Here is a 12,823-nt window from a genome sequence, read left to right as displayed (position 1 = left end):
CAGCAGGCCTTCTTGCGGATTAAGAGAACAAGGACAACAGGCAGATGAAGAAGCTGGCAGCAATCCTGATCGGGCTGATAGTGGTGCTGACGGGCATAAGCCTTGCTCCGCAGTTTCTGATAGACCAGAACAGGTTGCGTCAGAGCGTCAAGGAAGTTTTCCAGCGTCAGACAGGCCTGGAACTGAAGATGGGGGAAACCTCCTTCCAGCTTCTGCCTTGGCCATCTTTTCAGGCGACTAATGTGGTGCTGACCCGCCCGGGCTGTACGCCTTTTGTGGCGGCTCGTTCTGTCCATGCCGATATGTCCCTGCTCGCCATCCTGAACCGGGAAATTTCCTTTCAGCAATTTACGGTGAAGGGAGCAGGCATCATGCTGCATCGGGCCAGTGAGAAAGACTGCTCCACATGGCTGCCTATGATCTCGCAGGATAAAGGCGCGGTGGTTCTGCCGGGTCACGATGGCCGGGTTAGCCCCCGCTGGAAAGTCAGCTTCGGCGGGCTGCACCTGACAAACGCAGAACTTTCATGGCAGGATGATTTATCAGATGGCCATGTTCCTGCGGGGGGGCATCTCCATATTGATAGTCTGGACCTGGCAGGAATGCGCAGTGCTAGCCCGTGGGTGGACTTGCAGGGCACACATGACCATACGCCCTTTACGCTGCGGGGGCGGGTGGGGCCGCTCAACCGGCTGGTATCGGCTAAGGCAGAGCAGAAAGACCCGTGGGCCTTTAGTCTGGGCATGACGCTGGGAGAGGGCGAGCATCAGGATCATGCTACGCTGGATGGTGTCATGCGGGATGCTCATCATCTGCAAGGCGTGAACTTTACCCTTTCGGGGCGTTGGTCGTCCTTACAGGGCATGAGGCATCTTTTCCCTCATGCGCTTCCGGCTGACCTTGGGCAATTGGAAGGTACGATCCGTTTCCATAGCGATGATGAGGTGCGTTCTACTGCCGCTGCTACAAATGGGGCCGATATGGCCCTGACGGATGCTCTGCTCCACGTGCCGGGCCGGCTGGTGCCGGACCAGATTCATGTCCATCTGGGCAGTATCAACTTGCCTGCGGGAGTGTGGCATATTGCAGCGCCTCTTCAGTTGAGTGATATCCAAATTGATGCAGACAGTGCGCAGGCGCCGCTTGTGCTGCAGGGGCAGGCGGCTTGGGGGCGTTATGCATGGCTCTTTCATGGCGAGGCAGAAAGCCTCCAGCAGGCACGGGTCGCCGCTTTTAGTCGGGAGCCGGCTTCCGTTGGGCTGAAAGTGAACGTACAGGGGCAGGACAGGACATTATCTAGCCTGTTCAACCGCAATGATGCCGCTAAAACAGATGCCAGACAGGATCATGTATCCTTTGATCTTCAGGGGCAGGTCGGCCCGCAGGGGAGTACTCTGTCCCTCTCTGGTCAGGCGGCGTTGCTCCAGCTGCCCGATATCAGGGGGCTATCCGGCCTGCTGGTGCATGATGGCCATGTGCAGGGACAGCTTGTCATAGGGCCGGTGAAGGATGCCGGTGTGTCATCCTTGTCTGTTCAAGATGTGGAGTTTGAGAGCCAGGAAATTGGCGGCACAGTGTCAGCTGAGCTTCCTGTTCAGCCAGAAGCTGGGCTGACGGCTAAACTGCACCTGACCCATGTGGATGGGGACCGCTTTACGTACGCCCCTATTATGACGCCAACCGAAACCACATCACCGGCTGATATCAATCAGTCTGAAGACAAATCACAGGTGGCGCAGAAACCAGAGATAACCCCTGCTAATGGAAAGACCCCCACAGGGCTTCTGACCCAGTGGTTTGGAGGAATGGCGACTAGACCGTCAGATATTGATGTGATGGCTGATCGGCTGAATGTAGCGGGGATTGCCTATCAGGGGTTGCATCTGCATCTTTTAGGGCTGGAAGGGCGACTGAGCTTGTCCGTGCTGGAGGGCAGTGTGCAGGATGTGCCTCTCTCGGGGGAGATTGTGCTGGATGGCTCTCAGGACCCTGTGCGGATGGGCATGAAGGCCAGCCCGTTCATCCTGCCCGCTGGCTGGGTGCAAAGCTTGCTAGGGCAGGACATGATGTTTGAGGGGCCTGTGCAGCTAGATGGTGCTATTGGCACGGAAGGGGCACAGTCTGCGGCCCTGTGGCAGGGGCTGGCTGGCAAAATGGGCCTTTCACTTGTGGATGGTCGTGTTCACCGAGATGTTCTTGCACCTCTGGCAGGGCCTGGGGCCAGCCTGTTGAAGTTGGGGTCCGGCACGATGGGATTGCGCTGCCTAGCCGGAACGGTGAGGTTTGATCACGGGCAGGCGCATTTCGATGATATGGCTTTGGAAGTGAAGCATCTTTCCGTCATTGGGCAAGGCACGATGAAGTTGGATGACATGAGCTATACGCTCCAGCTTGTACCGCATGTCACTCTTGTGGGTGCGGACTTCTCCACTCCGCTGGTTCTTTCCGGGCAGAAAGATACGTTCCATATTGGGGCGCAAGGGAAGGATCAGGCCATGTTGAACACAGCGAACTTTGGTAATGATGCCTGCGCCTATGCTGTGCAGCAGGCCCGTGCCGGGCGGAAGGGGCTAGCCCTGCCTGCACGAGATGAGGGCAGCACCAGCAAAGCAGGTAACCTGCTGCGTGCCCTCGGCCTTGGTGGTAACTGAACAGAGAAAGAAAGGACGGCGTCATGGCGCAGTTCCACAAGCGGTTCTGGAAGCAGGTAACAGTGGGGCCGGTTGGTGAAGAGGGCCAGCAAGGGCCTTTGCTGGATGGCCGCCCCGTCAAGCTGCCTGCTGGGGGGCTTCTGGCTGTGACATCACCCGTTCTGGCGCAGGCCCTTGCGGAGGAATGGAAGCAGATTGCTGTAGGGGCGCAGTTTACCCCTGATGATCTGGCCCTGACACGTATTGCGGGCAGCTATATCGAGCGTATCCTGCCTGATCGTGCCGCTATGGAAGCCGCCCTGCATGCTTATGGCATTGATGACAATCTTTGCTATCAGAGTGCCGCACAGGATGAGAGGGTGGTAGCCCGCATCCGGGATTGGGCGGCGGAGCAGGGGCTGCATCCTGCCATGACGGATGGCCTCATGCCGCTAACACAGCCAGAAACTTATAAAGAGGCTCTGAAGCGGTACCTTGCCGCACGGGAGCCACTTATTCTGGCCGCTCTAGGTGTGATGGTGCCCATCACGGGTAGCCTGCTTCTGCCGTTGGCTTTGGTGTATGATGTCGTCAGTTTTGATGAAGCCGTGCATTTGGCCCATGCGGATGAATATCGCCAGTTGGAAAAATGGGGTCATGATAAAGAGTTGGCCACATTGCTGGAGAAGCGGAATACGGATATTGCCGATGCACTCCGTTTTTTACATCTGGCGCAGGGTAGGGCGCTGAACGGCTGATAAGAAAAAAGCCCTTTTGGCATTACGGCCAGAAGGGCTTTTTTTGATGATCTTTTAGGAGAGTGCCTTACTCCCCGCTGTCTGGCACCATGATGCTGACGGCAGCCGTAGCTGCGATGCCTTCTTCCCGCCCTGTAAAGCCCAGACGCTCGGAGGTCGTGGCTTTAACAGAAATGCGGCTAGGATTAACCTTCAGCAGTTCGGCAAGGCGGGCGCACATGGCTTTGGCATGGGGGCCGATCTTCGGGCGTTCACAGATGATCGTCAGGTCCGCATTAACCAGCATCCCCCCTTTGGAGCGGATAAGGTCCCCAGCATGGATGAGGAAGCGGGCAGAATCCATGTCACGCCATTTCTCATCCGTGGGGGGGAAGTGGCGACCGATGTCACCCTCATTCAGCGCACCATAGATAGCGTCGCAGAGCGTATGGATGCCCACATCCGCATCGGAGTGACCGGCAAGACCCTTCTCATGGGGTATCTCGATGCCACAGAGGATGAGTTTGCGGCCTTCAGCGAAGGCATGAACATCATAGCCCAGACCGACACGGGGCAGAAGAACGGGTGCCTGCACAGGCTGGGTCTTTTGGTCCTCAATTACACGTTCAAGCCGCATCAGATCCTCCGTAACGGTCAGTTTGATATTATCTTCCGAGCCCATGACGATTGCCACCTTGTGACCTTCTGCCTCCAGCAGGCCAGCATCGTCGGTCAGGGCTGTGCGGTGGCGGTCATGCAGGTCCCGCAGCAGGGGGAAGGAAAAGCCCTGCGGGGTTTGGGCACGCCAGAGGCCTTCCCGTGGGACTGTCCCCGTGATGACGCCACCTTCCACCTTCTTCAACGTATCGCTGACAGGTAGGGCGGGGATGACGCCTTCAAAACTTTCTAGAGCCTCAAGGGTGCGGGCGATGACAGCAGCAGGCACGCAGGGGCGGGCACCATCATGCACGAGGACGATATCTGGTTGTTCTGGCAACTTGGCCAGAGCCTCCAGCCCAGCCCGCACGCTATCATGACGTTCTGCACCACCCTCGACCGGGGGGCGGACATCTAGTCCTGCCAGAGCCTCGGGCAAGAGCGGGTCATTGCCGACCGGCTGGAGGACATCCACATGTGGCAAGAGGGCCAGAGCGGCATGTCGGATAACCGGCTGGCCCGCCAGAAGATGGAACTGCTTGCTAATGCTGGCCTGCTCCTGCGTGGCACTGGCAGAGAAACGCCGCCCACGTCCCGCCGCCAGAAGAAGGGCGGCAATGCGTTTGCGTTTGGGGCGGGCGTGAGGGGCGTTCAAGATGGTCAGTCCTTCTTTACGGGTTCGTCAGTGGGTCATGCCCATATGGTGGGGGCTGTCCAGACTGAAAACGGGCACGGTGACATCAAAACGGTGACCACTGGTTGGAGCGATCATATGGTAGATGCCCTCCATGAAGCCGCTGGGTGTTTTGAGCTCAGCGCCGGATGTATATTGGTAGCTGCTATCTGGCGCAATGATGGGTTGCTCGCCTACTACGCCCTCGCCATGCACTTGTTCCCGCCCGCCACGTTCATCTGTGATGGTCCAGCTGCGGGAGAGAAGCTGGATGCTCTCCTTACCCTTGTTCTCGATCAGAACATGATAGAGCCAGACATAACGATGCTCTTCCGGGTCGGAATGTTCATCAACCCAGAAGGGGCGGACATTGACAGTTATCTCCCCAGTCCGGGCCGTGAAGGCAGGCAGGGCCGTTATGGGTTCCATCTCGAGGGTTTCCGTCTCGACCATAGGGTCTTCCGGAGGGGGGGAATTATCGGACATGGGCCCCTACTTAGAATCATTATAGCGATTTGTCAGGTCATTCTGTCAGGGCTGGGGGATTTTCCCCTCTTGGTATTCAGGAAATGTGTAATCTGTCGTGGTGCAGCCCGTCACGTCCCGCCCGGGGAGAAAGCGTGAAGGGCTGCACGACCACGGAGATTATTTACCGGCTTTCAGGGCGGCTTCGGCACCACGGCGGAGGTCTTCAATCAGGTCTTCCGCATCTTCCAACCCGACCGAGAAACGGATTGACCCATCCGTAATACCCAGAGCGGCCCGCTGCTCCGGTGTTAGTTTGCGGTGGGTGGTCGTAGCAGGATGAGTGGCAAGGCTACGGGCATCCCCCAGATTGTTGGAGATAGCAATGAGGCGAAATGCATTGAGGCAGGCAAAAGCGCCTTCCCGGCCATTGGCCACGCTAAAGGCCACTAGCGTGCCGCCATTGCTCATCTGTTTGCGGGCGAGGTCGGCATGGGGATGGTCTTTACGACCGGGATAGCGGACAGACGTAACGCCGGGCAGCTCGCTCAGGGCATCGGCAACACGGGCCGCATTACGGGCCATGGCGTCTACACGCAGACGTAATGTTTCCAGCCCTTTGGAGAGAACCCACGCATTGAAGGGGGAGAGTGTATTGCCCGTATTACGGACGAAGGGCTGGAGTGTCTCGGTGATCCATTTTTTGCTGCCCAGAATGGCCCCACCCATCACACGGCCCTGACCATCAATATGCTTGGTACAGGAGTAGATGACGACATCCGCACCGAGCTCCAGCGGCTTCTGGCCAACAGGGGTAGCAAAGACGTTATCAACCATGAAGACAGCCCCAGCCTTATGGGCGAGGTCCGCAATATGGCGGATATCCAGCACATCCAACATTGGGTTGGAAGGTGTCTCAATCAGCACGGCCTGCGCAGGTTTGGAGAGAGCCTCTTCCCATGCTTTGGGGTCTGTACCATCCAGCATGACGGTTTCAATCCCGTAGCCGGGGAGCAGCGAGTCCAGCAGCCAGTGTGTGGAGCCAAAGAGGGCACTGCTGGCCACGACACGGTCACCGGCCTTCAGTTGGGCGAGCAGGGCACAGGAGACAGCTCCCATGCCGGTGGATGTTGTCTGGCAGGCTTCGGCCCCTTCTAACAGGGCGAGGCGATCCTGAAGCGCATCTACTGTGGGGTTGCCATAGCGGGAATATTGGAGGTGCTGAATTGTGCCTTCAAAGGTGGCATCAGCCTGTTCCGCACTGTCATAGACAAAGCCGGATGTTGGGAAGATGGCGTCGGACGTTTCGCCATGTTCGGTGCGGTTGCGGGCCTCGTGCAGCAGACGTGTGTCAGTGCGGCAGGAGGAGAGGAAGGACTGGTCGGTAGAGGGCATGGGTTCCTCCAGCTTGAAGAGGCAGGGCTACAAGACGACCTGCCCGATTAGGATGGAGGCCGTATGAAGTCCTGATTCTACGGGAGAGAAACAGGGCCTCTTTAGCGCATGTTCTTTTACCTCGCCGCAAGCCGGCCTATCAAATCACGAGGGAAGGCCACCTTTCAGCGGCACTACACCTCGACTATGCGCCTGGTGGGAGGGAGCGTCAAGGAGAAGCAATGATGCCATGTTGCAAAACTCTACGAAAAGGGGATTGCATGGCACACAGCCTGCCAGTATAAGGACCCCCATAAAGCGGATGTAGTTCAATGGTAGAACGGCAGCTTCCCAAGCTGCATACGGGGGTTCGATTCCCCTCATCCGCTCCAAACTTCCCCTAAAAAATGGAATAGTCCGTTCCCCACCCCCTAGAGGGCTGGAGAGACGGCTTTACGTCGTGCCAGCAGAAGATAGCTGAGCGTGGAGACGAGCAGGGCTGTCAGCCATGAGATGTCCACGCCATGCAGCCGCTCCAGTAGCGGGCCATGATAGAAGGACAGGTTGAGGAAGGGGATTTCAGCCAGAATACCTAGCCCGTAGCTGAACAGGGCTGGACCATTCACAAGCCCATAGACGCCGCCATCCCGTTCGAAAAAGGATGAGACGTGATAATCCCCCTTACGGATGAGGTAGAAGTCCGCCAGATTTATAGCCGTCCACGGGATCATGACAGCCATGAGCAGGTCCAGCAGGGCACTATAGGCGGCATTGAAGGACTTGGCCATGAAGAGAGCCATTGCCGTCGCTGTTAGGATGATGAGCAGGGTGATGATGAGGCGACTGCGGCCCCGTGGCTGCCAGCTAGTGCGGCAGCTATGCAGCAGTGTGATGAGGGAGAGCGTGCAGCAGTAGAGGTCCATGGCATTGGCGAAGGCGATGGAGAGCCCCAGCACAAGAATGATTAGCCCCGCCCAAGGCCCGGTCATGTGTGTGATGGCAACGGCAGGCGATAGACCTGTTGCAGCACTGAGGAAGGCTCCCGCTGCCATCGCCAGAAAGGTTCCGCCGACTGTACCGCCATAGCAGGCGAGGAAGATGCGGGGATAGCTGGCCTTTTCATCCGGCAAATAGCGTGAGGAGTCCGAGACATAAGGAGCTGTAGCGATCTGCCAGAGCACGGCGATGGAAAAGGCCTGAAGAAACCCGGCGAAGGAGCCGTGCATGTCTGCCAGAAAGGCTTGTCCGTGTGGTAGGCTTGCTAGCCCAACAAAGAAGCAGAGTAGAATGACGGCCGCCGTGATGAAGGAGACGGCCGAGGAAAAGATTTCGATTGTCCTATAGCCGATGATGCAAGGCAGCAGGCTGAGTACAGCCATGATGAGAATGGCCGGATGTGCCCCCAGCGAGGGCAGGACGCTCCGTAGTGCATCGCCGCCTACCACGCAGTTTGAAGCAACAAAGCTGACATACATGATGACGACCATCAGGATGACCGGAATGGCCCCCCACGCACCGAATTGCCCCCGGCTTTGGATCATCTGCGGGACACCCAGCCGTGGCCCTTGGACAGCATGAAGAGCCATGAAGACCGCCCCGAGCAGACTGCCCAGCAGGAAGGCAAGGGCTGTCATGCTAAAGGAGATATGACATTGCAACGGCCCTAGCGCACCGGTCACGACTGTTAGCAGCGTCATGTTGGTGCTGAACCAGATGGTGAACTGGTCCCGGGGGCGTCCCCGCCTGTCCGAGGCGGGGATGGGGTGGATGGTGTGCTGTTCAATCGCTGAGAACATGATGGTCTGCCTTGCCGTGATCCGTGCCTGAAGTGCCGTTACAGGCTGATGTTGATGCGCCCGTAATAATATCCGCCCGTCATAGGGATACCGGCGGAGTTGTTGTCATAGAACAGCGTACCGAGATATGAATTCGCGGCAGGCATCCGGCGGGGGCGGACATTGAAAAGATTGTTACCGCCAATAGCCAGATGGATGCGCTTCGTGGCCTGGAAGCCGACCTCAAGGTCTGTCAGCCATGCGGGTGTGTTTACGAAGCGATGGAACTGGCTCTGTGAGTATTGCAGTGCAGCAGGGGCCTGATCTTGATAGGTCACGTTATTGACTGTCTCGCCATAGCGGGTCTGGCGTAGGTTCACGTTCCAGCGGTTCAGCTTCCAATAGGCATTGAGAACAATCTTGCTTCGTGGTGATGCCGTAGTGAGATAACCGATCTGCTGAGCATTGAGGATGGGTGATCCATCCGCATAGGTATTGAGATGATGGATGCGGGTCCGGTTAAGATTGAGGGCCATGCTGAGATTGAGCGACCCGTAGCGGTGCAGTTTCAGATTGTAATCGGCCATGATGTCCAGCCCCTGCGTGCGGGTGCTGGCACCGTTGGTGAAGTAGGTTGCCGTTACGTTGTCCGGGTCTAGCCCGCCGGGCAGGGCGGCCCCCATGAGGGAGATGGCATTTTCTGCTGCACTACCCTGAAAGCTGCCCCCCGGAGCAATGCGGTTGCGGATGTTGATTTGATACACATCCACCGAGACATGAAGATTCGTAATGGGTTCCATCACAATGCCGCCGCTGGCATTGGTGGAGCGTTCGGCTTTCAGCTTCTGCGCCCCGAGGGAACTGGCCGCTACGGAGCTGACAGGCAAGCTGGCAGAGGCCCCGTTGGGAATGACACTTAGTGCGCTGTAATGCTGCTCTAGCAGGGTTGGGGCACGATAGCCGTTGCTGATGGTGGCGCGTATGGCAAAGCGTTTCGTAAAGTCATAGCGGGCGGCGACTTTGCCTGTCTGGGCATTTCCGGAATCGGTATAATGTTCGTACCGCCCGCCGAAATCGACATCAAGATGACGCAGCGGGTGAAAATCAGCATCAATGTAACCAGCCCAGACATTGCGGTTCCATGAACCGGCATTCTGCGGCATCAGGCCTGAAAAGCCCTGAAGGCCGCCTTTGTAGTAGGAGGCAGGTTCACCAGCACCGATAGTGTATTTCTCCAGCCTGTGCTGGGCCCCGAAGGAGAGGTCTAGAGAGCGGCCCGGAGCAAAAGCAAATTTGCGGCTGATATTTAGCGTGTTGTTCCACTGTTCGTTTTTGAAGCGTTCTGTCCGCACCTTAGTGGGGGATGTGCCGTAATCGGCGTAATAGGCCGGGTTGCCGCTGTTTTTAAGGCTCATGTGGTCATCATCAGCCCCGTAGGTTGTATTGGCATCCCAATGGAACCCAGCAGGCAGGCGGCCCTTTAGCCCCAGAGTAACGGCGAAATCCTGTTCCTCCATGGCCTCGATGGGGGAAAAGCCGTTGGGAAAATATTGTGGGAAGACATCCGGTGTCCGGTAATCCTGAAAGCCTTCACCGTGACGGTGGGCATAGGTGACAAAGCCATAGCCTTCCAGCGACTGGGTAAAGTGTTTGCCGAAATTGAGGCTGAGGGTCTGGCGGGTCTGTTCAGCAAGGCTCAGGGCAGGGTCATCATAAAGGCCCGTGCGGTCATCAAGGCCCTTTTGGATGAAATGGTCCGTATGGAACATTTGTCCGGCGAGATTGACGTAGCCATCCTCCCCAAGGGAGAAGCCCTTGTCGAAGCCGAACTGATATTGCCAGCCGTCGCCATTATAGGCATTTGCGCCGGTCTGGGCGTCGATATTAGAGCTTTTGATGTCCTTTTTCAGCACAATGTTGATGACACCCGCCAATCCGTCGGCCCCATAGCGGGAGGCTGCTCCATCCCGTAGGATTTCGATATGGTCGATGGCTTCAGGGGGAATCATGTTCAGATCGACCGGGCTGGAGCCTTCCTCCGGCCCGCTATCGGCGCTGATGTTTGCTGTGGTGTGGCGGCGTATGCCGTTGACAAGCACAAGCGTATGATTGGGGTTGAGCCCCCGCAGGCGGATGGAGGATGTTAGAGCCGAGGCATCATAGCCCGCCGTGCTTATGGTGACAGAGGGATTGATGCGGGCCAGCGCATCCGCCACATTGATTTGCCCCGTACGCTGAAGCTGTTGAGCCGTGACAATATCAACAGGCGATGTACTGGTGCGGGCCCGTTTCAGGGGGGTGTTGGTCTGCCGGACAGTCAGATGTTCGGTAGATGTGGCATTGATGGCGTGGGGCCGATGGTGGGGGTGGGCTGTGGCTGTATGGGGCACAGCCTTGGTTGCACCGCTATCCTTTGTATGGGCTGCTCTGGTGTTTGTACCCGGGCCGTGGGTGGGAACGGCGGCCAGAGCGGGGGATGTAAGGCCGGACATGGCTGTAGAGAGCCCGAGACCAAAGCTGCATGAGCCCATCAGGCAGGATAGGGACAGCAGGGAGGCAGGCAGACGGTAAGGGCCATGCAGGCGGGGCATTGTTGTTTCTCCAGAGTGCGAAAAGGATGGCGGGTTAGTAGGGGGAAGAAAAGCGGTCAGCGAGGGCGGTGATATGTTCAGGGCCAATGCCGCAACATCCACCAATGATGTTGGCACCGGCTTCGTGCCAGCGTTGGGCAAATTCGCCGTAATGCTGCGGGGTTAGTGTGCCATCCAGCGGTGTGATGCTTTCATTAGCGCCTTGGCCTTCATCTTCATGATGGTTATGGGCAAAGCCATTGGCATAGACACCAAGCTGTAGGGGGGAGGAGGCATCACCGTGAGTTTTCAGCACGTTGCGGGCTGTTCGTAGTGCCATTTCCATGATTCGAGGGTCACTACAGTTGAAGAGTAGAGCCTCCAACTTCAACCGAAGGGCGGCTTTTACGGCTTCTTCCAGCCGTTCACCCGATCGCAGGCAGACCGGGGCGTGCTGGTGGATGAGTGCGGCGGGATCGGAATCATCCAGCGTGAAGCTTCCCCAGAAGGGCCGTGTATCGTCTGTATTCTGGCGAATGAGCCGGTGGGCTGTCTGGAGTTCGGCAATGCTGCCCTGTGTCTCTGCCAACCAGAGATCAACCGATGGTGCCAGCCCGGAGATGAGCGGGGTTAGGATGGCTTCTGCCCTGTGAGGGGTGAAGAGGTCGGGCCGGTAGGAGCCGCCAGTTGGAGGCAGAGAACCAGCCAGAAGGGGCCGTGCCCGTGTCCCTTCATTGGCCTGTGCCGCAATGGCTTGCCGCCCCAGATGGCCGGATAGACGCGCCAGTGCTTCGCCCTGTGTCGTAAAACGCTCTTCACCAATATGGAAAGGCACCACGGCATAGCTGTTGCTTGTAATGACCTGCGCCCCTGCCTTGAGGAAATTTTCATGTGCCTGCTGCACTAGGTCAGGCCGCTCCATCAGGCTGAGGGCTGACCATTCCGGTTGGCGGAAGGGTGCCCCCATGCGGTGCAGTTCACGTCCCATTCCACCATCCAGGATTAGAGGAGTGTGGGTATTATCGGGGAAGATGGACGTGATGGAGGAAGGCATGGCGTCTCTGTCTCATCGGGGGATGGCGTTGCCCCCTTGTATTTCTGTCTGTTGAAGGAAGTGTCATGGGTAAAAAAAGCGGTGAAAAATATCAATCCCATACATATATAAGCATAGTGTTATATCTAAAGTATAAGCGGAAGCAGGAAAGGCAGTTACTGGGTAGAATAAATGAAAATCAGTTAATGGAATGTATTTCATCACATAAGGATGTGATTATCCTGATGTAAAACGCTGTAAAAAATATTTTGCCTCAGCCTGGAAAAATCTTCCTGCTTTCCTACGGAAATATGAATCCCACCCTCTATGAAAAGACGGTGGGAGCAGTGTGATTAGGGGCTGTTGAGGGTGTCCTGATATTTTTGACCGTCGAACACCCAGCGGTCATTTCCATCAACGACGATATCAGCCATGCCATTGTGACGCTGACGGGCGATACGGATGGTGCCATTCACGCTATCAAGCAATGTGTCCCATTTATCGCCATTCTTACGGTAAATGGAGGTCGTACAACCCGCCGAGCCGCAGAGGCGGTAGGACTGTAGCTGGACAAAAAGGATCGTGCCTTTTTGTTTAGAGGCAAGTTTGGCCGTACCAGTCAGGACGATGGGCTGCTCATTATGGCGAGTTGCATCTTCCAGCAGGTCGGTATTCAGACTGCGGGCCGCCTTGTCCAGCTCCGTACCAGGCTGGGATTTTAGCTCCACAGGAATGGTGCCAGAAGATTGGGATGCGTGATGGCGATGTGCTGAATGTTTAGCCGTGGCTGCCCCGGCAGGGGTGATTAGGGCAAGGCCGGAGAGGGCCATGACAGTAGCAGCAGAACGCAGGCTTTTGGCAAAGGCAGGAAAGCGGCGAGAGGCAGATGATAGGCGGGTCATGGCGTTG

General features: G+C 57.1%; 9 protein-coding genes, 1 tRNA gene and 1 riboswitch. Of the genes, 3 read left to right on the top strand and 7 right to left on the bottom strand.

Annotation, left to right across the window (positions count from 1 at the left end; genetic code table 11):
* Window positions 1-44 precede the first annotated feature (44 nt).
* Together CPA57_RS03630 and CPA57_RS03625 are read left to right on the top strand one after the other, a co-directional pair.
* The gene (locus tag CPA57_RS03630) at window positions 45-2,651 is read left to right on the top strand and encodes an AsmA family protein (protein WP_182081468.1); all 2,607 of its coding nucleotides are present in this window, start codon (window positions 45-47) and stop codon (window positions 2,649-2,651) included.
* Window positions 2,652-2,674: 23 nt separating this feature from the next.
* Window positions 2,675-3,388, top strand: coding sequence for an ATP12 family protein (locus CPA57_RS03625; protein WP_182081467.1), 714 nt, complete (start codon window positions 2,675-2,677; stop codon window positions 3,386-3,388).
* 67 nt (window positions 3,389-3,455) lie between these two features.
* Here CPA57_RS03625 and ispF read toward each other — a convergent pair whose 3' ends face one another.
* From ispF to metZ, 3 genes are all read right to left on the bottom strand, one after another.
* Window positions 3,456-4,679, bottom strand: coding sequence for a 2-C-methyl-D-erythritol 2,4-cyclodiphosphate synthase (gene ispF / locus CPA57_RS03620; RefSeq protein WP_182081466.1), 1,224 nt, complete (start codon window positions 4,677-4,679; stop codon window positions 3,456-3,458).
* A 27-nt stretch (window positions 4,680-4,706) separates the two neighbouring features.
* Entirely contained in the window at window positions 4,707-5,183 is a 477-nt protein-coding gene (gene apaG, locus CPA57_RS03615) for a Co2+/Mg2+ efflux protein ApaG (RefSeq protein WP_077396507.1), read from the bottom strand.
* 159 nt (window positions 5,184-5,342) lie between these two features.
* Window positions 5,343-6,557, bottom strand: coding sequence for an O-succinylhomoserine sulfhydrylase (gene metZ / locus CPA57_RS03610; RefSeq protein ID WP_182081465.1), 1,215 nt, complete (start codon window positions 6,555-6,557; stop codon window positions 5,343-5,345).
* 80 nt (window positions 6,558-6,637) lie between these two features.
* Window positions 6,638-6,718: riboswitch (SAM riboswitch) on the bottom strand.
* 136 nt (window positions 6,719-6,854) lie between these two features.
* Between metZ and CPA57_RS03605 the strand changes: the two genes are divergently transcribed.
* Window positions 6,855-6,928, top strand: a tRNA-Gly gene (locus CPA57_RS03605).
* A 39-nt stretch (window positions 6,929-6,967) separates the two neighbouring features.
* Here the strand turns inward: CPA57_RS03605 and CPA57_RS03600 are convergent.
* The 4 genes from CPA57_RS03600 to CPA57_RS03585 all read right to left on the bottom strand — a co-directional run bounded on the left by CPA57_RS03600 (window position 6,968) and on the right by CPA57_RS03585 (window position 12,816).
* The gene (locus tag CPA57_RS03600; protein ID WP_182081464.1) at window positions 6,968-8,332 is read right to left on the bottom strand and encodes a purine-cytosine permease family protein; all 1,365 of its coding nucleotides are present in this window, start codon (window positions 8,330-8,332) and stop codon (window positions 6,968-6,970) included.
* 38 nt (window positions 8,333-8,370) lie between these two features.
* Window positions 8,371-10,902 (bottom strand): TonB-dependent receptor plug domain-containing protein, encoded by a 2,532-nt coding sequence (locus CPA57_RS03595; RefSeq protein WP_229709213.1) that lies wholly within the window; start codon window positions 10,900-10,902, stop codon window positions 8,371-8,373.
* A gap of 34 nt (window positions 10,903-10,936) precedes the next feature.
* Window positions 10,937-11,935 (bottom strand): homocysteine S-methyltransferase family protein, encoded by a 999-nt coding sequence (locus CPA57_RS03590; RefSeq protein WP_182081463.1) that lies wholly within the window; start codon window positions 11,933-11,935, stop codon window positions 10,937-10,939.
* Between the two features lie 332 nt (window positions 11,936-12,267).
* Window positions 12,268-12,816 (bottom strand): hypothetical protein, encoded by a 549-nt coding sequence (locus tag CPA57_RS03585; RefSeq protein WP_229709212.1) that lies wholly within the window; start codon window positions 12,814-12,816, stop codon window positions 12,268-12,270.
* Between the last annotated feature and the right edge of the window lie 7 nt (window positions 12,817-12,823).

This window comes from Bombella favorum (genome assembly GCF_014048475.1).
Lineage (GTDB): Bacteria > Pseudomonadota > Alphaproteobacteria > Acetobacterales > Acetobacteraceae > Bombella > Bombella favorum.
Note: the sequence above shows the minus strand (reverse complement) of the source record. Positions and strands in the feature narration are given on the sequence as shown.

What these genes read in the sequence shown, in the direction of transcription:
- CPA57_RS03630 (WP_182081468.1), top strand. Translation starts at nt 45, where the DNA reads ATGAAGAAGCTGGCAGCAATCCTGATCGGGCTGATAGTGGTGCTGACG.
- CPA57_RS03625 (WP_182081467.1), top strand. Translation starts at nt 2,675, where the DNA reads ATGGCGCAGTTCCACAAGCGGTTCTGGAAGCAGGTAACAGTGGGGCCG.
- apaG (WP_077396507.1), bottom strand. Translation starts at nt 5,183, where the DNA reads ATGTCCGATAATTCCCCCCCTCCGGAAGACCCTATGGTCGAGACGGAA.
- metZ (WP_182081465.1), bottom strand. Translation starts at nt 6,557, where the DNA reads ATGCCCTCTACCGACCAGTCCTTCCTCTCCTCCTGCCGCACTGACACA.
- CPA57_RS03600 (WP_182081464.1), bottom strand. Translation starts at nt 8,332, where the DNA reads ATGTTCTCAGCGATTGAACAGCACACCATCCACCCCATCCCCGCCTCG.
- CPA57_RS03595 (WP_229709213.1), bottom strand. Translation starts at nt 10,902, where the DNA reads ATGCCCCGCCTGCATGGCCCTTACCGTCTGCCTGCCTCCCTGCTGTCC.
- CPA57_RS03590 (WP_182081463.1), bottom strand. Translation starts at nt 11,935, where the DNA reads ATGCCTTCCTCCATCACGTCCATCTTCCCCGATAATACCCACACTCCT.
- CPA57_RS03585 (WP_229709212.1), bottom strand. Translation starts at nt 12,816, where the DNA reads ATGACCCGCCTATCATCTGCCTCTCGCCGCTTTCCTGCCTTTGCCAAA.